The organism is Carboxylicivirga sediminis, assembly GCF_018156225.1.
GTDB lineage: Bacteria > Bacteroidota > Bacteroidia > Bacteroidales > Marinilabiliaceae > Carboxylicivirga > Carboxylicivirga sediminis.
In genome coordinates this window covers 25219-48696 of the sequence record NZ_JAGTAR010000020.1, presented here as the reverse complement: position 1 = coordinate 48696, position 23478 = coordinate 25219, and the positions used below count along the sequence as shown (strand labels likewise).

Here is a 23478-nt window from a genome sequence, read left to right as displayed (position 1 = left end):
GATATTGCTGACATCAAAATGCATATCGCATGATAGATTTTTTTAGCACCGAAAGCAGATATTTGATGTCTGAGACAGAAATTGTGACATCACGAACACCAAAACGCATCTAGTTCACCATCTAATCGTATGTATTGGAGGGAAAAATAGAGGTCATAAATCTAATTTGCCAGTACCATTTATACAAAATAAGCCCCGACCACCATCAGTTAGCTACGGCAGTCGGGGCTTAATATTAAATGCGTTTTCAGCATTTCGACAGTCAAATATCTTTACTTCTTAATCTCGACCAATAAAAATGAACGGGGACCTACATTAACCGTTTCACCAGCCAGCGACACCTTGTTGCCACTGATTACATCCGTTCCTTGTGTTGCCGTACCAATCACCTCATCTTTAAAAGGTACAATGTTCACTTCTTTGGCCTCAGGGTTCTTATTCATCACCAACATTACCACCGATTCATCATCGTAGCGGAACAAAGTATAAAGCCCGTTAGCATGCGTTGGAGCAAAATGCTTAAGGCAACCATTATGAACAGCTGAAGAACCTTTCCTCCAGTTCAGTAGTGTTTTAGTGAATGCTTGTGCTTCTTTCTGGTCGGCCGTCAGCCCTTCACCTATAAAAGCATTGGCCGTGTGGTCAGCCCATCCGCCCGGATACTCAGCGCGAATTTCACCATGTGAATCGGAGTTAGGATTGGTCATGAGAATCTCAGTACCATAATATATTTGCGGGATACCACGTGTAACCGCAATATAGGCCATACCCATTTTAAATAGGTCGAAGTCCTCATTGATTTGTGTATAGAAGCGGCTCATATCATGGTTATCGGGGAATATCACCAACTGCGACGGGTCGGCATACAGATGGTCATTGGCCAGCATACCATATAGCTTCGGCAGTCCCTGTCCCCACTGGCTGTCATCTTCGTTTAAGGCCTTCACCAAAGCTTCTTGTAACGGAAAATCAAACACACCAGGCATATACGACACATAACCATCGGGATTGTGCTTGCCCTTCTGCCAATACGAAACAATGGCCGGATTAGAACTCCACTCCTCGCCCACAATGTTAAAGTATGGATATTCAGCCATCACACGTCGGGTCCATTCGCTCATAAAATCTTTATCAGGGTATGGATAAGTATCCATACGAATGCCGTCCAAATCGGCATGCTCAATCCACCAGATGGTGTTATAGATTAAGTAGTCCGCCATCAGAGGATTACGCTGATTCAGGTCGGGCATCGCCTCCACAAACCAGCCATCAGCATGATTACGCTTATCATAGTCTGATGCATAAGGGTCCATATTGGTTTCGCGCAGGTGAGTAGTTACCTGCCAGCCATCCTGGAAATTCAACCAATCGTCCGTAGGCAGGTCCTTCATCCACCAGTGCTCCGAACCACAGTGATTCATAATCATGTCAATCACCAGTTTCATGTCGCGTTTCTTCAGCTCTTCTGATAATTTCAGATAATCTTCATTACTACCATGTCGTGCGTCGGTCTCGTAAAAATCGGTAATGGCATAGCCGTGGTACGAACCTTCTGGCATATCGTTCTCCATCACCGGGTTCAGCCACAAAGCAGTATAGCCCATGTCTTCGATATAGTCGAGATGATTGATAATCCCGGCCAAATCGCCACCATGACGACCAAAATCATCCGAACGGTCCAGACCTTCTTTCATGCCCGCCACTTCATCATTGGATGGATCGCCATTCACAAAGCGGTCGGGCGTAATCAGATACATCACATCCGAGGTTGTGTAGCCCTGTCGCATGGCCGAACCATCGCGGCGCTGCTTCAGTTCATAGCGATAGCTTAGCTGTGTCTTGTTCTTCTTTTTGAAGGCAATATCAAAGGCGCCCGGCTGAACACTTTTATCAATTTTCAGGTAGAGAAACAGATAGTTGGGCGATTTCACCTGTACAGTGCGCTCTAAACTCACGCCTTCATAATCAATACTTGGACGTAGCTCCGAAATATTTTCGCCATACACCAATAGCTGTAGGTTTTCATCTTCCATACCGGCCCACCAGAAGGCAGGTTCGAGGCGTTCAATTTTATAGGCTGCTGAACTGGCGATGCCAATGAAAAGCAGCATTGCAAATGACAAAATAAGATGTTTCTTCATGTTTAATGTTGTTTTAACAAGCTTGTATTAAGATGCAAATTTCTTCATGAAATAACGCAATGTCAAATGAATAGAATACCAATAAAACAATCAACTTTTAAGGACAAACGACATCAGCTTAGGGACAAAAGACGATGAGAAAGTTAGAATCTGGTGGATGACCGATGACAGATGGCTTGAGGGTTTTGGGTTCAGGATTTCATCGCATGTTAGAATTGTACTACCAGATAAATACCAAACTCGACTTCTGTCCTTCTAAACATGCTTTTTGTCCATAATTAGAAGAGCAACATCTAATAAATATGTAATTTGCCGTCAATTATTATAACACAATGCAGATACTCGCCAATAGTTCAACACTAATAGCCAGGATAATCAACAACCGGTGGTTTCAGCACATCGGCTACTGGGTGGTGTTTGCGCTGTTCTTTGCCTTTGCCTGGGGAACGCACGACAACAACTACCTTAAAACACTGAGTGTTGAACTCATAAACCTGCCCATTAAAATGGCTTTGGTTTATACGGTTATTTACTACCTCTTCCCGCGCTTTCTGTTTAAAGGAAAAGTATGGTCTTTCATCACACTATTTCTATTGACTCTGCTGTTGGCATCCATCCTTCAGCGCGTCAACGACAACCTGATAATTGTTGACACTTTCTTTCCCGAATGGACCAAAGAGCCTACGCTAAATATTGTACAACTGGTGCGTGGAGCCATCAACATCAGCTCTGTGCTGGCCATTCCCATGACGGTGAAAATAATGGAATACCTCTCAAAAGTGCAACAGAGGGAGCAGAATCTGGCCAAAGATAAGCTGGAGGCCGAATTGGTATTTCTGAAAAACCAGGTACAACCTCACTTTCTGTTTAATACGCTTAACAGCTTGTATTCACTTATCCTCAAGAAGTCTGATAAATCGCTGGAGGTTCTGTTAAAATTATCGGAACTATTGCGCTACATGCTGTATGAAACTAATGTTCCACAGGTGGAGCTTCAAAAAGAAATTGACTGCGTAAAAAGCTACATTGAGCTGGAAAAAATACGCTATGGCAACCGGGTAGATATCAGTTTGAATATCTGGGGCGAGGTCAGCGGATACACCATTGCCCCTATGTTGATTATCCCCTTTCTGGAAAACAGTTTTAAGCACAGTACGCGTGGTTTCAACGGACAAGCCTGGATAACTGTTGAAATGGGCTGCTCCAATGGTATGATGACCTTAAAAGTGGAGAACAGCATCCCCGAGGTTAAGACAGATTCACCGGCAGCCAGTGGCATTGGGCTTAACAATGTTCAACGCCGCCTGAATTTATTGTATGACGATAGGCACGAACTGAAAATCAATGCATCGGAAGATGCCTATCTTGTAGTACTCAAACTTAAACTCAGCAAGCAACTATGAATAAAGTACGGTGTTTGATTGTGGACGACGAAGAACTGGCAGTTGATATTATTGCCGAATACATCAGTCGTATTGATAAGCTGGAGATTGCCGGCACATGCAGTAATGCCATCGAAGCCTTGCAGTTTATAAACGAGCACCCTATCGACCTGCTGTTTCTGGATATTCAGATGCCCGGATTAACTGGTCTGGAACTCACCAAAAGCATGAGCACCAGACCGGAGATCATTTTCACAACAGCCTACACCCAATATGCGCTGGAGGGCTTTGAGCTGGAGGCACTGGATTACCTGGTGAAGCCCATCTCCTTTGAGCGTTTTATAAAAGCCGTTAACCGATATTTTAAGCTTCATCAGCAACAAGAATTACCCAGTCAAGCCGACAGCACTGATTTCCGACACTCATTTATCTTTATCAAGTCGGATAAGATGATGATAAAAGTGATGTTACACGAAATCAACTACATCGAGAGCGTGCGCAACTATGTATCCATATTTTTAATAGATGGGCGTGAAGTCAGAACACTGAACACTATCAGCAACATTGAAGAAAAGCTGCCAGCCTCTCACTTTATGCGCATCCATCGCTCATTTATAGTATCGCTTGATAAAATAGACAGCTATATTGGCGGCAGTGTGAAATTGGCCAGACAGACGATTCCTATTGGTCGCCATTATAAAGAGGCTTTCCGGCAGTTAATGGCAGACCGAAGCATCGACTAAAAACAAAGCACTAAATCTTAATTTTCAAATCGTTACCAACTTGTTTAATTTTCTTCCCCAGCTGCTTTCCCCCTTTTTCAATCTCTTTACCTAAACCGCGCATATCCTTCTTAAACTCGTCTGTCCAGATGTGATGTTTAAACTCAGCCTTACCATGTTCAAATAACTGTTTGGCATCATTGTAAAAAACACGCTCCTGAGTGCGGACTGTTTGATCCCCAGCAGTGGTTTCAACAGCTACTTCGCCGTCGTCTACTTCCACTTCCAAACCTTCATCAGAGGACTCAACAGCAAATTCGGTTCCCAGAACAGTGATATCGCCTTGCGGTGTATGAACCTTAAATGGAATAGTGGATTTAACCACTTTAAAAAAGGCTCCTCCATCAAGATGCACTTCACGCTTATCCTCATCAATAACGTACGTCATTGTTGAATTTTGATTAAGTACAACCTTACTGCCATCGGGCAACACATAAAACTTAGGTTCATTATCTGTACTAACTGATTGATGTGCACAAGCTATGCACACCAGTAACATACAGCTACTTATGCAGCTAATTACAATTCGATTTTTTAACATGTGTAGTGAATTTTAGTTTGGGTATAAATCACAATCAGACAGTGTACGCATATGGCCTGGTTTTGTTATAGAAAGATGAGAATATACCACTTATGTGCAGGCCGATTGGTTTTAATTTAACATCAACCAGCCGCTTTTTTAGCAACAATACCGTTTTTGTTATCTTTGCAGCAAAATAGTATAGGCATGACACGAAAGGAGCTGACTCAGGTATTTGATGCATTTGATAAGATGCATATCTTAATTATAGGTGATGTAATGGTTGATTCCTATTTATGGGGCGATGTAAACCGCATTTCACCTGAAGCTCCCGTACCCATTATTGCCACTACTGGACGCGAAAACCGACTGGGTGGAGCCGCCAACGTGGCACTTAACATTCAGTCGCTAGGAGCTACACCTATTATGTGTTCGGTGATAGCCAACGACGAAGCCGGCGATATTTTTATGCAATTATTAAAAGGCAACCAGCTGCCGGCAAATGGCATCATCTCATCGGGCAAACGCAAAACCACCGTTAAAACCCGTATCATCAGCCAGAATCAACACCTGCTTCGTATTGATGAGGAAGAAAACCACCCACTGGAAGCATCGCTGGAGAAAAAACTTCAGGCACACATTGAAGACCTCCTGAACACCTATAAAATTGATGCCATCATATTTGAAGATTATGACAAGGGAGTACTGACGCCAGCCACTATTGAAGCCACTATTAAGCTGGCCCAAAGTAAAGGCATACCAACGCTTGTTGATCCCAAAAAACGCAACTTCAATGAGTACAAAGGCGTCACTTTTTTCAAACCCAACCTCAAAGAGTTTAAAGAAGGTGCCAAAGTGGATGTTAACAGTAACGACAAGAAGGGATTGCTGCAGGCGGCCACCACGTTTATTAAAGAACAGAACATTCGGAATTTCATGGTGACCATGGCCGAAAAAGGCGTGATGATTGTCAACCAGAACAAGCACTATTTTATTCCGGCAGAGGTGCGCGACATAGCCGATGTGTCAGGTGCCGGAGATACGGTGATAAGCGTTAGTGCCCTTTGTGTCTCGGCAGGTCTGGAAGAACAATTAGTGGCCGGCATTGCAAATATGGCAGGCGGCCTGGTTTGCGAACACCCAGGCGTTGTTCCTATTGACAAACAGGAACTTTTGGAAGAATGTTTTGAGAAGCTGGCAGAGTAAACATGAAAAAAATTGAAACATCATGTATTTTTCATCGTAGCGAGGCTATATATTTGAGAAAATTTTAACTTTGGCTTTTCAGAATAAAATAACCATTTTGTAGCCCATAACTTCAACATTAAAAAACACCTTAATATGGCGAAAATCATAGCTCTGGCTAACCAAAAAGGAGGAGTTGGAAAAACAACAACAGCAATTAACCTGGCTGCAAGTCTGGCTGTTTTAGAATACAATGTATTGATTGTTGATGCCGATCCGCAGGCCAATGCCACTTCCGGTCTTGGTTTTGATTTGAGAGAGATTGAAAACAGTATTTACGAGTGTATTGTTGATGGCACAAACCCCAAAGAAGCTACACTACAAACCGAAATAGAACACCTGCACGTATTACCTTCGCACATTGATTTAGTAGGTGCTGAGATTGAAATGCTTAATTTGCCCGAAAGAGAGAGGGTACTGAGCAAGGTACTGGAACAGGTGCGCGATCAGTATGATTTCATTCTGATTGATTGTTCGCCATCGTTAGGTTTGATTACGGTGAATGCACTAACAGCAGCCGACTCGGTTATAATTCCGGTACAATGCGAGTATTTCGCACTAGAAGGATTGGGCAAACTACTGAATACCATCAAAATCATTCAGAGTCGCCTAAACCCAGAACTGGAAATTGAAGGTTTCCTTTTAACCATGTTTGATTCGCGTTTAAACCTATCAAACCAGGTGGTTGAAGAGGTACAACGTCACTTCCAGGATATGGTGTTTAAAACGCTTGTATCACGTAATATCAAATTAAGTGAAGCACCTAGTTATGGTAAAGCAGTGGTGATGTATGATGCTACATCAAAAGGAGCCGTTAATTACCTGAATCTGGCACGCGAATTATTGAAGAAAAACAACCTGGCTGAAAAGAAGTAAACGCTTTTCGGACGCATATAAGATTGACAGAACATAACGATAGATAAAAGATGGCAAGAAAGAACGCTTTAGGACGTGGATTGGGCGCATTAATTGAAAACGCTGATGAAGTCACTCACAAAAGAGAGACTAAACCTGCTGCATCAATTAACGAAATAGATATTGATAAGATTGAAGTGAATCCCTGGCAGCCACGTACCAAGTTTGATCAAGAGCGTTTAAATGAGCTGTCAGAATCCATCAAGCAGATTGGCATTGTACAGCCACTTACCCTGCGTAAGATTGGCCCGGACAAATACCAGCTAATAGCCGGTGAACGCCGTTTCAGAGCATCTAAGCTGGCCGGTTTGACCAAGGTGCCGGCTTACATTCGTACAGCTGATGACGATACCATGCTGGAGATGGCACTGGTAGAAAATATTCAGCGTGAAGATCTGGATCCAATAGAAGTGGCTATCAGTTATCAGCGACTGATTGAAGAATGCAATCTGACGCAGGAAAGCATGTCGGAACGTGTGGGTAAAAAGCGTTCCACCATCGCCAACTACCTGCGCTTGTTGAAATTACCAGCTGAAGTACAACTTGGCCTGGTTGAAAAACAAATAGGCATGGGGCATGCACGCGCTATCATTAGTGTAGAAGACCCAAGGGCACAATTGATGATTTTTGATGAAACCGTCAAGAATGACCTGTCAGTGCGTAAAGTTGAACAAATGGTGCGCGACCTGAATAATGGCACCGAAAATAAAAAACCTTCCAAAGCGAAAAAAAATCTACCTGAAGAGTACGAGGCATTGAAGTCTCAATTGTCTACGTTCTTTAGAACAAACATCCAATTCTCACGCGCAGATGACGGTAAAGGAAAAATTGTGATCCCGTTTACATCTGACGATGAACTGGAAAAAATTATTAGCATTCTGGACAAAGCAAAATAATTGCATTTTTGCCTGAAATTGATTTAAGGTGACCACAACAACAAAACATTATAGATGGGTGTGGTGTCTGTTAGTTTTTATCAGTTTAACACTGACGCTGCAGGCCCAAAAGACAGAGGCATATGTTTCACAGGGTGACACCGTCATGCTTCAGGGAACAGTTGTTGAAACACCTGTTATCGAGAAAAAACATTCGCCACATAAAGCCTCTTTTTACGCCGCCATTCTGCCTGGTTTAGGGCAGGCTTACAATAAAAAATACTGGAAAATACCAATTTTGTATGCAGGTATAGGTGGTGTTGGTTATGCCATCCATTTCAACAGTAAATACTACAAGAAATATAAAGCTGCCTATCGCGACTTTATCATCCGCGACCCGGGCAACAAAAGCTATTTGGAATTCCTGCCTCCATCTATGACTGAGGATCAGATATATGGAGAATACGAACAGTGGTTTGAGGAAGCGCTCAATAGCAAAAAACAATACTACCGTCGTTATCGTGATTTAAGTTATATTGGCATGGTTGGTATCTACGTCCTGCAAATAGTTGACGCAGCAGTAGATGCCCATTTCTATAATTTCGATATTAGCGATGATTTATCCATGCAGGTTCAACCGTCTATGATGGCTCCAATACCCGGAGACTTTGCCGGCGTTGGACTGCAAGTGAAATTTAAATTTTAAAGATCTTATGCAAAAGGTGAAAGAATTGGTCGTGCTGACCAGTATGGTGATAGCAGGATTTGTGGCAAGCGCACAAGATAAAATTGATTCAATTAACTTATTAGAAGAAACGCCTCCATTTCTGGAGGAATGCCTGGATAGCTTGGTTAACCAATGGTACATCAGTAAGGCAACCGACAATCTGGTACTGGATTCAATCGACATTAATCCTATCGGGCAGCTACCCGACTCGGTGTATATCGAACGTATTGCAGCCATCAGCTCGCCTATGCCATACACCTACAATTCAATCGTTAAGAGCCACATCGAATTGTATACTTTACGCCGTCGTGAGTTAGTTCAAAACATGTTGGGCCTATCGGAGTATTACTTCCCCATGTTTGAACAGGAACTGGATGCACGGCAGATGCCATTGGAGTTGAAATACCTTCCGATCATTGAGTCGGCTCTGAACCCTCGAGCCTATTCTAGAGCAGGAGCCGCCGGCTTATGGCAGTTTATGTATTACACTGGTAAACAATACGGACTAACGATCAATTCATACGTTGATGAACGTCGCGATCCCTATAAGTCAACAGTAGCAGCCATTGATTTTCTCAATGATTTATATGCCATTTACAAAGACTGGTTTTTGGTGATTGCCGCGTATAACTGCGGGCCGGGCAATGTCAACAAAGCTATCCGTCGTTCTGGTGGCCATCGCGACTTCTGGAAAATATACTATCATTTACCTCGCGAAACACGGGGCTATGTGCCGGCATTTATTGCAGCTACCTACACATTTATGTATGCCAAAGAGCATAACTTATATGCTAAGCCACATACTCTGCCGACCATGACCGACACCATCGCCATCAATCAGCCACTGCATTTTAAACAAGTTGCTGAAAAATTAAATGTAAAAGTCGATTACTTAAGAAGTCTTAATCCCCAGTATCGCAAAGACCTGATTCCGGCAGGTAATAACTTCTCTTTACGCCTGGCTATTAATGATGCTTCAGACTTTGCAGCCATCGAAGATTCCATTTATGCCTATAAACGAGAAGCCTATTTTGTGGGTGGTAAAACAACCGTACAGCCACAATACATGACCTATACGCCCGATACGCCTAAGGATAAAGCAACAGTTTATTACACTGTTAAGTCGGGCGATGCCATTGGCTTAATTGCCGACTGGTACGATGTACGCACCTCAGATTTACGTTATTGGAACAACATAAGGCGCAACCTGATTAAAACAGGGCAAAAGCTGCGCGTATATGTACCTAAGAATAAAACAGAATACTATAGTCGTATTAACGAGATGAGCTATAGCGAAAAGCAGAAGCTGAACAGTAAAACAGCTACTACCAATAGTTCGGCTCCTAAAAAGAATCTTCCAACGGATGCCAACTATGAGTATTACACGGTAAAATCGGGTGATAACCTATGGACCATTGCCAAAAAGTTCGATAATATATCAAACAAAGATCTGATGCAGTTAAACGGTCTCTCAGAATCTTCAAAATTATGGATTGGTCAGAAGCTTAAAATCAGACCTAAGTCATAAAACGCAATAACAAAATTCTCCAGGGGTGAATATTTCAGCAATGATAATATTCACCCCTGTTCGGTATAATACAAGATATTTTTATATTTTCAGACAATTAACAAAAACCTATGAACCAACAACTTCGCATCCTCATATATTTTACTCTGATTGGTGCGATTGTATTGGCTTTGGTTCACTATGTACCCTTTCCCTTTCAGCCGGCCAACTGGCAAATAAAAACCGCCGAAGAACTAATCATCCCAGACATGGACTCATTGATGACCATGCAGCCAGAACTGCCCGACACCATCCAGCCTGTTAAAAAAGCAGAAAGAAAGGATACCATCATCACTCAACATCACCTCAGCTATTCTACCGGGTTTTTTGAACAGCTAAAACAGCTTCATGGAGCTTTACACACAGCAACCGATAACGGCACAGCTATACGCATACTACACTTTGGTGATTCACAGATTGAAGGTGACCGCATAACTGCCTACTTGCGTGAAGCATTCCAGAGTAGATTTGGAGGCAGTGGTCCTGGGCTGACGACTGTATTTGACCCGGCACATATCAATCCATCGGTTTGGATTGATAGTAAAGGCAACTGGCAGGCCTACCACATTTACAACAGACGAAACGTACTACCCAACAAAGCCTATGGGCTAATGGGGCAAACAGCTGCACTGCATGCACATTCGGCTGGCGAGTTTAAAATCAGTGCCTCGCGTTGGGCTGAACAACACGCCTCAAATTACCAGAAAGTACGCTTGTTTATTGCACCCCATACCGACACAATTGCAATAAAAGGTCAAATTAAACATGTTGAAATTATTAATGATTCTCTACCGCCCTCTTCCGACCTGACGGAGATAAACTGGGAATTTGAACAACTTTCACCATCAATAAAATTCCAATTATTGAGCAACAGTGACGTCCATGTATTAGCCTGTGCACTTGATAGCCTGGCAGGTGTATCGGTAGACAATATTGCACTGAGGGGACAAAGTACACCTTTACTGCACCGCACTGACGCCAACCTGTTTAAAGCCATGGGTGAACAACTCAATATTGGTATGCTCATCTTCCAGTTTGGCACCAATATGATACCTACGGTGGCTCCCAACTATCGATTCTACCAGGTGCAACTTGCCCGACAATTTGACTTGATAAAGAGCTATTTACCTAATGTACCGGTATTGGTAGTAGGTATTGCCGATGCCGCACATAACCACAACGGTGAAATCAAATCATACGAGCATTTGTACCGTATTAATGAAGCTCAAAAAGCTATTGCTCTAAAATACGACTTTGCCTTTTTCGACCTTTATAACGCCATGGGAGGGGAAGGCTCAATTATTAAATGGACCGAACAGCAACCTCCACTGGCACTGACTGATTACATTCACTTTTCGCGGTTAGGGGGCAAAAAAGCAGCACAGTTCATGATTAGCGCCATGTGGCATCAGTTTAATAAGTTTGAAGCACCAGATACTACTTTATTAACCCAACCTGATATGCCATGGGAGCGTTACTAGAACAATTCACTGGTCAATCCGACCTATTTTTGTTTACCCATGGAGCTTTTTGGGCGTTCTATGGCATTGCACTGCTGGCTAGTTGTATTTTAAGCCATCACAGAGCCTTACGCATAACTTTTTTATTTATCGCCAGTTTATTTTTCTATTTTAAAACAGGAGGCTACTTCTTTGCATTACTAATACTTTCAACAATAGTTGATTACACAATAGGACTTGCATTATATCGAGCATCAAAGCCAGCCGCACGCCGACTATTAGTAGCAGTGAGCCTGATAATCAACCTGTCCATCCTTGGCTACTTTAAATATGCCTACTTCTTTGCAGATGCATTGGCACATTTCACACATACAGAAATACCTGTCTATGATTACCTGGCAGCCATGGCCAATCATCTTTTTGGTACAGCCTTTAGCATTGAGCAGATAATTTTACCAGTCGGTATCTCTTTCTTTACCTTTCAAACCATCAGTTATACCATTGATATTTACCGGAAAGAACTGAAACCAGTGAGAAACATTATTGACTTTGGCTTTTACGTATCCTTCTTCCCTCAGCTCATTGCCGGCCCAATAGTCAGAGCCAAACATTTTATCCCGCAAATTTATCGCCAGTTAATACTATCTGACAAATGGATCTGGTGGGCTATCCTACTGATTACAGGTGGATTATTTAAGAAAATGTTCATTTCTGATTTTATTTCGGTCAATTTTGTTGACCGGGTATTTGAACATCCTTTGGGCTATTCCGGATTCGAAGCTTTATTGGCAATTTACGGCTATTCACTGCAGATATATTGTGATTTTTCGGGCTATACCGATATTGCGCTTGGGATAGCTCTGCTACTTGGCTTTCGATTACCTAAGAATTTTAACCACCCTTATAAAGCCACTTCCCTAAGTGATTTCTGGCGTCGATGGCACATAAGTTTATCGAGCTGGCTGCGCGATTATTTATACATCCCTTTGGGTGGCAATCGCAAGGGCTCTTTACGTACACTAATCAATCTATTAGTTACAATGCTAATTGGTGGCTTATGGCATGGAGCAGCACTTAAATTTATTATATGGGGAGCACTTCACGGTATCGGACTAATAGTTAACAGGGCAATAAACAGGATTATTACTAAGAAAAGAAAACTGATTACTGCCCTTAGTTGGTTTATAACATTCAACTTTGTAAGTGCCACATGGGTCATATTTCGTGTTGATTCGTTGGATAATGCTCAAATACTAATTGACAGAATCAGGTATGCATTTAGCATCTCGGATGCTATAAAAATAATTAGCTCAACGCCTTACACATACTTACTCATCTTGGCTGGTTTCACTTTACATTGGTTACCCGACAGAATGCGAAACAGGCTTAAAATTAGATTTATTCAGTACCCCTTTTGGCTGAAAACGGTTCTCACAGGTCTTGCTTTATACACCATTTATTCGCTGCACCAAAGCAGTTTATTGCCCTTTATCTACTTCAGATTCTAGAATAGGCATAAATACTAATAGATTTCATCTTCAATTAGTAAGCAATTGTCAAAAGTCATTTGTTATGCTAATACTAAAACGGTATATTTATCAGGTAATAGCATACCCATGAAACAAGCGTTATTAATAGCTTCACTTGCATTTTGGCTGGTTACTCAGTTGAGCGTGGCGCAACATTTCCATTTCAAGCAATATTCCCTGGAAGAAGGATTGCCTCAATCGGAAGTTGCATCTATGGCTGAAGACCAGTTTGGCTACTTGTGGGTAGGAACAAACGGTGGAGGACTTTGCCGCTTTAATGGCAAAAATTTTGAGGTGTTTACCAAAAAAGATGGCCTGTTCGATAACATCATTCTTGGACTTCTGCATGATCGTAACTACGACCTGTGGGTTGCAACACCCAAAGGCATTCAACGATACAATGGCATCAATTATGAATCGGTAATTGAAGCAGACACCACCCTGTTTACCGACAATGCACAGTTCTGTGAAACACAGGATGGCAATATCTGGTGCCTGGTCCACATGATATCAGGTGAACACCGCCTATACAGCATTCGAAATAATCAGGTTACCAATATCTCTGAAACATATAAAGACCAACTTATTGACAGCGGCACCATCTTTAAGATCATGGCAGATGACAATAACAATCTTCTGATGGCTACCAGCCGACAGCTGTTGGTTTTTGATAACGATTCTATCCGTAACTTCGACGATGGACTGGTCGCCAAAGATCAAAAAGTAATCAGGTATCCACTATTCCGTGATAGAAGCAAACATCTTTGGTTGAATTTATTTGGCCCAGATGACACCCAACAATTAATCATACACATTGACGGCAAGGGAGATAAAACAATCCCCGTTCCCAAGGAAGCACAAGACTTCAAAATATTTAAAGGATTTCAGGACAGGGAAGGCACCTACTGGTTTTTGATGGATAATGGAGGTGTGATGCAATTCAGTAAGAAAAGTGGCTGGCGCATTTTCAATAAGCAAAACGGATTGCCTATCAATATGGTGTTCAACATACATCAGGATGCTGAAGGAAATATCTGGATGGGCACCTTAGGAGCAGGACTTGTCAGATACAGTGGCGACTTGTTTGTATCGCTTAATCGTAGTAATGGTCTGACCGATGATATTATTCGAGCTATTTTTCAGGACTCCAAAGGCACTTATTACTTTGCCGATGGAGAAGGTGGTTTTTCCACGTTAACAAACAAAGAACTAACTACCTACAAAAAGCAGGACCTGCCTGATTTAGTGGCCATCAAAGAGTTTTACGAGCTACCTTCGGGTAATATCCTGATGGCCACCATTGCCGGACTTTGGGAGTTTGATGGTAAATCAACACGCTCAGTTAACGAGAAATATGGCTGGAGCAGACGATTACCACTCAGCGACATTGTGGTTCAGAATGATACTTTTTTCTTTTCAACTTACAATCATGGCTTAATCAAAAGTCATAAGGGTAAAGCCTCTTTTTACAACACCTACAATGCCCATATGCAGGATAATACCATCTTTCATATGCTATCTGATAGTCAGCAAAGACTGTGGCTGTCTACCAGCCGGGGCATTATACTATACCAGCAAGGTGAATTCACCCAGTTTACCGAAGGGCAGGAAATACCCTCTTCCTATATTCTGCAGGCTGCCGAAGATAAGGTTGGAAATATCTGGTTCGCCACTTTTACCAATGGCCTTATCCGCTATGATGGAAAAAACTGGATGACGTTTGACACGGATAAAGGACTCTCTGGTGATAACATTTATTCGGTTATTGCCGATAAGGAAGGTAATATTTTTGCAGGTGCACAAAACGGCATTGATAAACTATCCATCTCATCATCGGGCGAGGTACTAAGCGTTATACAATATGACAAATACGATGGGTTTGTGGGGATAGAAAACAACGGAACGGCCAACTTGCTGGATAATGACGGACACCTCTGGTTTGGTACCATTAAAGGTGCTATCATGTACAATCCCATGGAAAAGCGCACCAACTTTCTGGCGCCTAATATCTACATTCGTGATATAGAACTATCCTATAAACAGCCTGATTGGCTGGCCGAAACCTATAAAACAGCCTACGACTCAATCATTCCGTGGTTTGGTATTCCCAACAGACTAGCATTATCAAGCTCCGATAATAACATCTCCTTTGAGTTTGATGCCCTTTGCTATTCAGTACCTGAGAAAGTAAAATATCGCTGGCGACTGGAGCCCATTGAAACAGAATGGATAGAAGGTTATACCAACACTGTTGCTTATCCCTCTTTGCCTTCAGGCGAATATACTTTTAGAGTAATTGCCGCCAATAACAGCAATATCTGGAACGAAGAGGGAGCAATCTACAACTTCAGTATCCACCCCGAGTGGTATCGCACTGCCTCTTTCCGTGCGCTTATTATCATGCTTATTTTGGGATTAATCGGGGCACTTATTATCTCATGGCAGCAACGCACCAAGACCTTGCGCTTTGAATTGGAGACTTTAATTTCGGCCAAGACCAAAGAGATTAACGAACAAAAAAAGGAGATCTCGAAGCAAAATGAGCAGCTCAAGAATCAAAATATAAAAATTGAGAAACAGGCCAACTCCATTGCTAATGCCTTAAATGATTTGGAGAAACTGACAGAAATAGGTAAGATACTTACTGCCAACCTGTCAACCGACAACATTTTTGCATTGGTTTACAAAGCTGCCAGCGAGGTAATGGATACCTATTTATTTGGCGTGGGCTTATTCAATCAGGAAAGCAATTCATTAGACTTCAACAACGTGATTCTTAAAGGCGAACGCATGCCATTTCTCACGTTCCCTCTTGATGACGTAGAACGACTGTCGATTCACTGTCTGGTGAATGATAAGGAAATATTTATCAACGACTTTGAAAATGAATACAAAGACTATGTGCAGGAAATAAGGCCTGTGCCGGGCGATATCAATAGCCAATCAATTATATACATACCTTTAAAAGTGAGCGGTGCGCCATTTGGGGTGCTAACTGTGCAAAGTGCTGACAAAAAAGCCTACGGGGCCTACCACCTCAGCTTTATGCGCAACATCAGTATGTATACCAGTATTGCTCTGGAAAATGCTAAGGCATTCAGCCAGCTGGAACAACAGCGCCAGTCACTGGAGCAGGTAAACAAGAGTGCCTTTGAACAAAACCAGCTAATCCTAAGCCAGCAAGCCGATATGGATCGCCTGATTCAGGAAAACAATCATTTAATATCCTTATTCACCAAGGAAATAGAACGCCCCATAACCTCTTCAGTGTCACTCATTAGCAGTATCAAAAACGAAGCAGAAATTGACGAGAATGAAAAGGATGAAGCTTTGCAATATGTATTTGATGCATTGTGGCAAATTAAAGAGATGGTGAACCAGGTAACTGAAATTAAGAGACTTGAAAACAGTGAGTTTGCTATTAATAAATCAAAGTTTTCAATAGTTGCCCTTATGCGTGAAGTAGCTGCGCAATATGCCGAATCGTTAGAAGAAAAGGAGATCAGCATCAATTGGTTAGCCAGCGAAGAAATCATCGACAATGATTATACCATCCTGGAAAAAGTCATTTCGAACCTGCTGTCTAATGCCATCAAATTCTCGCCAATGGAATCAAGCATTGAGCTGTCCGTTAAGGCTGATGATGAACAGGTGATTATTGGTGTAAGCGATCAGGGCCCAGGTATTGAAGAGCAGGATATTCCTGATTTGTTTACTAAATACAAGAAGCTCGCATCGCACCATAAAAGCAATGCCCCATCATCAGGTTTGGGCTTATACATAGTTAAACGTTACATCGACAGCATTGGCGGTAGCATTGAATGCAATAGCATCGTTGGGGAGGGAACCACCTTCAATGTAATACTGCCAAAGTAAAAATCTGGCAACATTTTTGATAGTCTGTTAACCTAAATAGACTGATTATGTTTTCACCAATTTTATTAATTATCTTCTTGTTTTTCATGTTTACGAGCATGTTCGTCAGCTCCAGATTGAAAAGCAAATTCAAAGCGTATTCGCGGATACCAATTAACTTTGGCATGTCGGGAAAAGAAGTGGCAGAAAAAATGCTGCGTCAGAACGGACTCATGAATGTTAAGGTGAATTGTGTGCAAGGACAATTAAGCGACCACTACAATCCAGCTAACCGAAGTGTTAACCTGAGTCCGGATGTATATAATGGACGTAGTGTGGCAGCAGCAGCTGTGGCAGCCCATGAAACAGGTCACGCCATTCAACATGCCAATAGCTATGCTTTCCTTGAATTTCGTTCAGCACTGGTGCCGCTTCAGAATGTCAGTGCAAAGATTTTAAACTTCATGTTTATAGCTCTGTTTTTAGGCGCATTTGCACTGCCGGGTTTGATAAGTTATAATCTGGCACTGCAGATCATTATTGCTTGTTATGCCATTTTTACTTTGTTTGCATTTATCACCCTTCCGGTAGAGATTGATGCCAGTAAACGCGCCCTTGCGTGGTTGAATACTGCTGGCATCACCACCCAAGACACGCACGAGAAAGCGAAAGATGCGCTCAAATGGGCCGCTTACACCTATGTTGTTGCAGCCCTGTCAGCATTGGCCACTCTTCTATACTACATCATGTTATTTGTAGGCAACAGAGATTAAACATCGAGTTACTCTTAAATAAAAAGCGGAAGTTACCTGGTAATTTCCGCTTTCTTTCTTTTATCGATGATAATAGTTATAGTCTTTGAGAACAGTACTTAGAAACTCTTTGGCGGGTTGTTTGGTTTCAATTTTCATCTTTTTAAGCACTACCTCCTTAGTTTTAAGTACCAGCGGATGTGGTGCGCCTATACTATTGTAAGAATTATCTTTAGCGGCAATATTAAGAACCTCTTTCACCGTCTGTAAATCATTATCGGACAAAACACTCACCTCTGGATACCGAGGCTGATAATCGTCTTCTACCTCAACGTAAGCTGTGGCTGTTAAACTTCCTTTGGGATCAATTTTTAAAACCGTTGTTTTGGCAACTATATCACCAACACGCTGGCCCTTGCCTCCAATAATGATTGCTAGAAACCCAACCAAAACTCCACCAATTGGCAAGCTAAAATCAACAATGCGGAACAACCAACGCAGAAAACAATCGATAAAACGCAACTCACTGCCATCAATTTTTGCTGCTCGTATCTTAAGCATCATCTTACCAAAACTCTGACCATTTAAAAAAGCTTCGCAGAGTAGATGGTAAAAAACAACAGGCAGAAAGAAGAGACCAATCCACCATTCAGTGACATTCATGCCAACAACAAAAGCAAAAAAGATAATAACTGAATAAAAGAATTGGATAAATCCATCAATGATATAGGCAAAAATACGATCGCCAACACTGGCCAGCTGGTAATCGATATTGACATTTTGAGTAGTAGAAATACTTATATTCTCCATAAAAAGGCTAACGAAATTGATAAGAATAGATAATCAGTAGACCAAAAGTAGCAAAATAAGTTTTTTATGTGCAGAAAAATTCATTTATTCGCAATGCTCATGGACCTGCCCAATGAAGGAAATTACGTTTATAAATCGCAACAAAGCACGCTGGGAAAAATTTGAACAGCAACTTAAAAAACCATCTGCCGTTAATCCTGATAGTTTGGCCGATCAGTTTATTCAACTGACAGATGATTTAGCTTTTGCCCGCACCTTCTACCCAGGTTCACACACATTGGCTTACCTCAATAGCCTGTCTCAAAAAACCCATCAGGAGATATATCGAAACAAACGAGAAAAAGGCAACAGGATACCAGCATTTTTCAGAATCGAATTGCCATTAATTCTTTATTCAGCGCGTCCCTACTTTATTATCTCATTTATTGTGTTTATGGCCTCATGGGCGTTAGGTGTAGCATCATCATTGGCCGACATTGAGTTTGTACGGTCCATACTGGGTGACGCCTATGTCAATATGACCCTCGACAATATAGAAAAAGGGGATCCGATGGCTGTGTATGGCCAGATGGGTGAATTACCCATGGCATTCTACATTATATTTAATAATGTTAGTGTAGCCTGGCAAGTATTCCTCTACGGCTTTTTAACACCCATCGGTGCCATCTATCGCCTGTTTTTCAATGGGGTAATGGTGGGCGCTTTCCAAACCTTTTTTTACCAAAAAAATCTGTTAGGTGTATCCACCTACACCATCATGATACATGGAACACTGGAATTATCAGCCATTGTGCTGGCCGGTGGAGCCGGCATAATGCTGGGCAAATACCTCTTGTTTCCCGGAACCTATCCTCGAAAAGATTCTTTCATCTACGGCGCCATCAAAGGCGTGAAAGTGATGATTCCAATAACCATTGTCTTTTTCGTCGCAGGTATTCTGGAAAGCTTTGTTACCCGCCATTACAACAGCATTGATAACTGGCTGAACATATTTATTATTGCCACTTCAATGCTGGTAATAATCTGGTACTTTTTCATATATCCAAGTCTTGTACATAAAAAATTTAAAGCAAATGACTGAATTTAAGTTTGCACAACGCAGAGATTTTAGCAGTGTTATTAACGCCGCCTTCGAGTTTTTCAAGCAAGAAGGTAAGCTGTTTATGAAAACCATGCTTACATACACAGGCATACCGGTAATAGTGATGATTGCCTCACTGGTATATATGGTTATGCAGCTGGTTAACGGCCAATTTTCTGCCATTACAAATTCGCCGGATCCAATGAGCATACTCACATTCTTTATTCCCTTGTTTATATTCATTGTACTGGCAATTGTGGTGCAAATAGTCATCATGGCCGCCAGTTATGGGTACATGAAAGTATATCATGAGAAAGGGAAAGGTAATTTTTCGCCTTCGGATGTGGGCCAGCAGATTGTCAGGAATTTCTTCCCAATCATAGGTTATACATTTGTTATCAGCCTGCTGATTATGGCTGGTTTCATATTTTTCATCATCCCGGGTATTTACTTTGCCATTATACTAAGCCTGATTTTCCCAATCATGTTCGTTGAAGATGGTGGACTATCAAAGAATTTCAATCGCTGTTTTCAGGTGATCAAAAATCACTGGTGGCTGACCTTTGCTGTACTCATCGTCGCTTCATTGATTGTGGGTATTGTAGGTAGTATAATAAGTGTGCCACTTCAGTTTTATTTGCAATTTAAGATACCAACTATTGCTCAATCGGGTGACTGGAGCCAGGTCAATATTCCATTTGTAGTTATTTCATATGTTCTGCTAATTATTCTGGGAATATACCTCAGAGCATTTGTATACATCGTTACAGGCATACAATATTTTAGCCTAAATGAGAATGATGGTTCGAGCACGATTATGGATCGCATCAACCAGATTGGAGAAGACAGCACGACTACAGAAAACAATCAGCAGTAATAATAGTGAATAGTCTTAAGTACCTGATAGTAATTATTGTTTGGAGTCTGGGGCTCAACACCTCGGCTCAGCAGGATAGCATAGCCTCTGTGGTACCTGTTGATGCCTGGGACAACAGTATTATTGACTACCGCTGTCCAACTCAGGATACGATTGATTATTACCGGGCACAACCAGAATATCAATACAGTGTTAATGCCGATGCCTTGAATTGGTGGCAGAAGTTTGTAAAATGGTTCTTGTCACTCTTTCGTATTGGCGATGGTACCCTAAGCCTGATAGGTTGGCTATTTCTTCTATTAGGAGTAGCTGCAGTGGTGTTTATTGTTATAAGACTGCTGGGCATACCTATCAAAGGGCTGTTTATTTTCTCCCGTTCAACAAAAGTGACCAATTTAAATTTTGGACTCAACAATGCTGATATTGAAAACGAAGAGCTGGAGAACATGCTTAAAGTATTCATCAATAATCAGGCATACCGAGAGGCAACACGTATATTATTTTTGCTGAGCTTACGTCAGCTACACCGCAAAAACTTTATCAGATGGAACGCCTATAAAACAGACCGTGACTATTATTACGAAGTGGATGATCCTGAAATCAAAAGTGCATTTTTAAGCCTCATCCGGCAGTATGAGTTTATATGGTTTGGTAAATTTAATATTAATGAACAGGAATTTAGCACTGTTAAAAACGAATTTGAACAGTTCATGCAATTGCTGACTCCCAATAAACAGGCAAGTTAATGAGTAGCTCCTCTTCAAATAGAATCCTTATAACAGCTACTGTTTGTATTGTTTTACTGGTAGTGTTTGTATTGGCCTATTCGCCAAAACCCATTGACTGGTCATTAAGCTACTCAAAGTATGACACCAAACCCTTTGGCAACAAACTATTATTCGAATTACTACCTGTTGCCTTCGATGAAGATGCCGTCAAAACATCTCATGGAACCTTTGACGAGTTTTTTAGCGACTTTGAAACTGAAGCAACGAACCTGATAGTTATTAACAACGAATTTAGTCCTGACGAAACCGATATTGATACGCTGATTGAATTGCTCAATCAGGGGAATAACCTCTTCTTATCGGCCAGCTCCATGCCGGATACCATCAGAAGCCTGTTTAAAATTGATTACCAGGAACGCTATGGTGCCGGTGATTTTTTCCTGGACTCCATCAGTTTCAATTTCTCCAATCGTAAGCTTCGCACCCACCTGGGTTATTGGTATAAAAAAGCCATTTCCAATAACTATTTCACCAGTTACGATACCTTATCGACTTCTGTACTGGGATTTAATAATCTGGGCAAGACTAATTTCATTAAAGTCAAATATGGTTTAGGGCATGTGTTTATCAACCTCAATCCGCAAGCGTTTACGAACTATAATTTGCTGATTAAAGACAACTATGAATACGCCTTTAAATGCCTGTCTTATTTACCAAATCAGGCTACGGTATGGGATGAACACTATAAATATAAATACCTCGTTCATAATTATGAATCAGGCGGACAGCGCTCCATATTAAGTTTTATCCTCGATCGCACACCACTGCGAATAGCCTGGTATGTGCTATTGATTGGTGTATTAATATTCTTTCTATTTGGTTCGGCCCGCCGACAGAGAGCGGTACCAATACTAAAGCCAAATATTAACAGTACTGTCACCTTCATTGAGACAATTGGCCGCTTGTACTACAGTCGTAAAAACCACATGGACATTGCTAAAAAACGCTTTAGCTACCTGCAGGAATATATTAGAACCAGATACTATATCAACACTTCTGAGATGAATGATGAACTGTATCAGCAACTGGCCGATAAATCATCCATCCCCATCAGAGCTATTAAGCAATTGTTTGAGTTAGGCAATAACCTAAGCAATATGCAGCGCATCAGCGAAGAAGACCTGGAACAGTTTAACAGGCGAATAGACTTTTTTTATGAACAGTGTCAATAAATAACAGAGATATGGACCAACAGACCAATACACCATTTGAGAACCGATTACCATTGGAAGAACTTAACCATTCGGCATTTCGCATTCGTACCGAAATAAATAAAGTGATTGTTGGGCAAGAAAAAGTGCTTGACCTGCTACTGACCGCTGTCATTGCCAACGGCCACGTATTGATAGAAGGTGTGCCTGGTGTAGCCAAAACGATGATGGCCAAATTATTGGCAAAGTCTGTTTCATCTGATTTTTCACGAATACAGTTCACCCCCGATCTGATGCCTTCAGACGTGCTTGGAACCATGGTGTTCAACACAGGAAAATCGGAATTTGAATTTAATAAAGGTCCAATATTTTCGAACCTGGTATTGATTGACGAGGTCAACCGGGCCCCCGCCAAAACACAAGCCGCCCTCTTTGAGGTGATGGAAGAGCGCCAGGTAACCATTGATGGCACCACCCGGGCGATGACACCACCTTTTCTGGTTATGGCCACCCAAAACCCGGTTGAGCACGAAGGTACATACCGCCTGCCAGAAGCCCAACTTGACCGTTTCTTATTCAAAATTAAAATTGACTATCCCAATCTGGAGCAGGAAGTATCCATATTAGCCAATGCACAGAACCGTCAGGAAAAAGACGCATTAAGCCAGATTAATGAGGCCGTAACAGGTGAAGAAATTGTCAAGTACCAGGAGATGGCTGCCAAGGTTATTGTTGAGGATGACCTGCTGCGTTATATCGCGCAAATTGTTGATAAAACACGTACACATGGCGCACTCTTCCTTGGAGGTAGTCCGCGTGCATCTCTTGCAATTCTAACTGCGGCTAAAGCCTTTGCGGCGCTGGAAGGACGCGATTTTGTGACACCCGATGACATTAAGTTTGTGATGATCCCGGTTCTAAACCACCGTGTTATTCTTACACCTGAAAAGGAAATGGAAGGCATCAAACCTGAAGTGATCATTCAACAAATCATCGATTCTGTGGAGGTTCCACGCTAAGC

The 23478-nt window shown here is 41.8% G+C and carries 19 protein-coding genes; 16 read left to right on the top strand and 3 right to left on the bottom strand.

Annotation, left to right across the window (positions count from 1 at the left end):
* Positions 1-272 precede the first annotated feature (272 nt).
* Positions 273-2141, bottom strand: coding sequence for a glycoside hydrolase family 13 protein (locus KDU71_RS13400; protein WP_212191594.1), 1869 nt, complete (start codon positions 2139-2141; stop codon positions 273-275).
* Positions 2142-2473: 332 nt separating this feature from the next.
* On the opposite strand from KDU71_RS13400, the gene KDU71_RS13395 reads away from it, so the two are divergent.
* Positions 2474-3544, top strand: a complete 1071-nt coding sequence (locus KDU71_RS13395) for a sensor histidine kinase (RefSeq protein ID WP_212191593.1) — start codon at positions 2474-2476, stop codon at positions 3542-3544.
* Positions 3541-4266, top strand: a complete 726-nt coding sequence (locus KDU71_RS13390) for a LytR/AlgR family response regulator transcription factor (protein ID WP_212191592.1) — start codon at positions 3541-3543, stop codon at positions 4264-4266. Before KDU71_RS13395 ends, KDU71_RS13390 begins: the two co-directional genes overlap by 4 nt.
* A 10-nt stretch (positions 4267-4276) precedes the next feature.
* On the opposite strand, the gene KDU71_RS13385 is transcribed toward KDU71_RS13390, so the two are convergent.
* A complete protein-coding gene (locus tag KDU71_RS13385) occupies positions 4277-4846 on the bottom strand; it encodes a FecR family protein (RefSeq protein WP_212191591.1) in 570 nt (189 codons plus the stop codon).
* A gap of 186 nt (positions 4847-5032) precedes the next feature.
* Between KDU71_RS13385 and KDU71_RS13380 the strand changes: the two genes are divergently transcribed.
* The 9 genes from KDU71_RS13380 to KDU71_RS13340 all read left to right on the top strand — a co-directional run bounded on the left by KDU71_RS13380 (position 5033) and on the right by KDU71_RS13340 (position 17771).
* Positions 5033-6031 carry a bifunctional heptose 7-phosphate kinase/heptose 1-phosphate adenyltransferase gene (locus tag KDU71_RS13380; RefSeq protein ID WP_212191590.1) on the top strand — a complete coding sequence of 333 codons (999 nt, stop codon included), beginning with the start codon at positions 5033-5035 and terminating at the stop codon, positions 6029-6031.
* Positions 6032-6166: 135 nt separating this feature from the next.
* Positions 6167-6946, top strand: coding sequence for a ParA family protein (locus KDU71_RS13375; RefSeq protein ID WP_212191589.1), 780 nt, complete (start codon positions 6167-6169; stop codon positions 6944-6946).
* A 50-nt stretch (positions 6947-6996) separates the two neighbouring features.
* A complete protein-coding gene (locus KDU71_RS13370) occupies positions 6997-7881 on the top strand; it encodes a ParB/RepB/Spo0J family partition protein (protein ID WP_212191588.1) in 885 nt (294 codons plus the stop codon).
* A gap of 28 nt (positions 7882-7909) precedes the next feature.
* Positions 7910-8566: a DUF5683 domain-containing protein gene (locus KDU71_RS13365; protein ID WP_212191587.1), complete on the top strand. Its 657-nt coding sequence runs from the start codon at positions 7910-7912 to the stop codon at positions 8564-8566.
* Positions 8567-8573: 7 nt separating this feature from the next.
* On the top strand, positions 8574-10115 hold the full coding sequence (locus KDU71_RS13360) for a lytic transglycosylase domain-containing protein (protein ID WP_212191586.1): 1542 nt from the start codon (positions 8574-8576) through the stop codon (positions 10113-10115).
* Positions 10116-10225: 110 nt separating this feature from the next.
* Complete coding sequence (locus KDU71_RS13355) at positions 10226-11635, top strand: GDSL-type esterase/lipase family protein (protein ID WP_212191585.1); 1410 nt, start codon at positions 10226-10228, stop codon at positions 11633-11635.
* On the top strand, positions 11620-13122 hold the full coding sequence (locus KDU71_RS13350; protein WP_212191584.1) for an MBOAT family O-acyltransferase: 1503 nt from the start codon (positions 11620-11622) through the stop codon (positions 13120-13122). The genes KDU71_RS13355 and KDU71_RS13350 overlap by 16 nt, the downstream gene beginning before the upstream one ends.
* Positions 13123-13230: 108 nt before the next feature.
* Positions 13231-17019: a sensor histidine kinase gene (locus KDU71_RS13345; RefSeq protein WP_212191583.1), complete on the top strand. Its 3789-nt coding sequence runs from the start codon at positions 13231-13233 to the stop codon at positions 17017-17019.
* A 47-nt stretch (positions 17020-17066) separates the two neighbouring features.
* A complete protein-coding gene (locus tag KDU71_RS13340; protein WP_244828486.1) occupies positions 17067-17771 on the top strand; it encodes a zinc metallopeptidase in 705 nt (234 codons plus the stop codon).
* Positions 17772-17831: 60 nt separating this feature from the next.
* Here the strand turns inward: KDU71_RS13340 and KDU71_RS13335 are convergent, their stop codons facing one another.
* Entirely contained in the window at positions 17832-18560 is a 729-nt protein-coding gene (locus KDU71_RS13335) for an RDD family protein (RefSeq protein WP_212191582.1), read from the bottom strand.
* A gap of 112 nt (positions 18561-18672) precedes the next feature.
* Between KDU71_RS13335 and KDU71_RS13330 the strand changes: the two genes are divergently transcribed.
* Genes KDU71_RS13330 through KDU71_RS13310 form a run of 5 tightly spaced genes read left to right on the top strand, consistent with a single transcriptional unit; the run spans position 18673 to position 23476 of the window.
* Entirely contained in the window at positions 18673-19641 is a 969-nt protein-coding gene (locus KDU71_RS13330; protein ID WP_212191581.1) for a stage II sporulation protein M, read from the top strand.
* A complete protein-coding gene (locus KDU71_RS13325) occupies positions 19634-20518 on the top strand; it encodes a hypothetical protein (RefSeq protein WP_212191580.1) in 885 nt (294 codons plus the stop codon). Before KDU71_RS13330 ends, KDU71_RS13325 begins: the two co-directional genes overlap by 8 nt.
* 5 nt (positions 20519-20523) lie before the next feature.
* Positions 20524-21264 carry a hypothetical protein gene (locus KDU71_RS13320; RefSeq protein WP_212191579.1) on the top strand — a complete coding sequence of 247 codons (741 nt, stop codon included), beginning with the start codon at positions 20524-20526 and terminating at the stop codon, positions 21262-21264.
* Positions 21264-22478 (top strand): DUF4350 domain-containing protein, encoded by a 1215-nt coding sequence (locus tag KDU71_RS13315; RefSeq protein WP_212191578.1) that lies wholly within the window; start codon positions 21264-21266, stop codon positions 22476-22478. Before KDU71_RS13320 ends, KDU71_RS13315 begins: the two co-directional genes overlap by 1 nt.
* An 11-nt stretch (positions 22479-22489) precedes the next feature.
* Complete coding sequence (locus KDU71_RS13310; RefSeq protein ID WP_212191577.1) at positions 22490-23476, top strand: AAA family ATPase; 987 nt, start codon at positions 22490-22492, stop codon at positions 23474-23476.
* Positions 23477-23478 lie beyond the last annotated feature (2 nt).

What these genes read in the sequence shown, in the direction of transcription:
- KDU71_RS13360 (WP_212191586.1), top strand. Translation starts at nt 8,574, where the DNA reads ATGCAAAAGGTGAAAGAATTGGTCGTGCTGACCAGTATGGTGATAGCA.
- KDU71_RS13380 (WP_212191590.1), top strand. Translation starts at nt 5,033, where the DNA reads ATGACACGAAAGGAGCTGACTCAGGTATTTGATGCATTTGATAAGATG.
- KDU71_RS13375 (WP_212191589.1), top strand. Translation starts at nt 6,167, where the DNA reads ATGGCGAAAATCATAGCTCTGGCTAACCAAAAAGGAGGAGTTGGAAAA.
- KDU71_RS13315 (WP_212191578.1), top strand. Translation starts at nt 21,264, where the DNA reads ATGAGTAGCTCCTCTTCAAATAGAATCCTTATAACAGCTACTGTTTGT.
- KDU71_RS13385 (WP_212191591.1), bottom strand. Translation starts at nt 4,846, where the DNA reads ATGTTAAAAAATCGAATTGTAATTAGCTGCATAAGTAGCTGTATGTTA.
- KDU71_RS13355 (WP_212191585.1), top strand. Translation starts at nt 10,226, where the DNA reads ATGAACCAACAACTTCGCATCCTCATATATTTTACTCTGATTGGTGCG.
- KDU71_RS13390 (WP_212191592.1), top strand. Translation starts at nt 3,541, where the DNA reads ATGAATAAAGTACGGTGTTTGATTGTGGACGACGAAGAACTGGCAGTT.
- KDU71_RS13345 (WP_212191583.1), top strand. Translation starts at nt 13,231, where the DNA reads ATGAAACAAGCGTTATTAATAGCTTCACTTGCATTTTGGCTGGTTACT.
- KDU71_RS13310 (WP_212191577.1), top strand. Translation starts at nt 22,490, where the DNA reads ATGGACCAACAGACCAATACACCATTTGAGAACCGATTACCATTGGAA.
- KDU71_RS13400 (WP_212191594.1), bottom strand. Translation starts at nt 2,141, where the DNA reads ATGAAGAAACATCTTATTTTGTCATTTGCAATGCTGCTTTTCATTGGC.
- KDU71_RS13340 (WP_244828486.1), top strand. Translation starts at nt 17,067, where the DNA reads ATGTTTTCACCAATTTTATTAATTATCTTCTTGTTTTTCATGTTTACG.
- KDU71_RS13395 (WP_212191593.1), top strand. Translation starts at nt 2,474, where the DNA reads ATGCAGATACTCGCCAATAGTTCAACACTAATAGCCAGGATAATCAAC.
- KDU71_RS13370 (WP_212191588.1), top strand. Translation starts at nt 6,997, where the DNA reads ATGGCAAGAAAGAACGCTTTAGGACGTGGATTGGGCGCATTAATTGAA.
- KDU71_RS13350 (WP_212191584.1), top strand. Translation starts at nt 11,620, where the DNA reads ATGGGAGCGTTACTAGAACAATTCACTGGTCAATCCGACCTATTTTTG.
- KDU71_RS13325 (WP_212191580.1), top strand. Translation starts at nt 19,634, where the DNA reads ATGACTGAATTTAAGTTTGCACAACGCAGAGATTTTAGCAGTGTTATT.
- KDU71_RS13335 (WP_212191582.1), bottom strand. Translation starts at nt 18,560, where the DNA reads ATGGAGAATATAAGTATTTCTACTACTCAAAATGTCAATATCGATTAC.
- KDU71_RS13330 (WP_212191581.1), top strand. Translation starts at nt 18,673, where the DNA reads ATGAAGGAAATTACGTTTATAAATCGCAACAAAGCACGCTGGGAAAAA.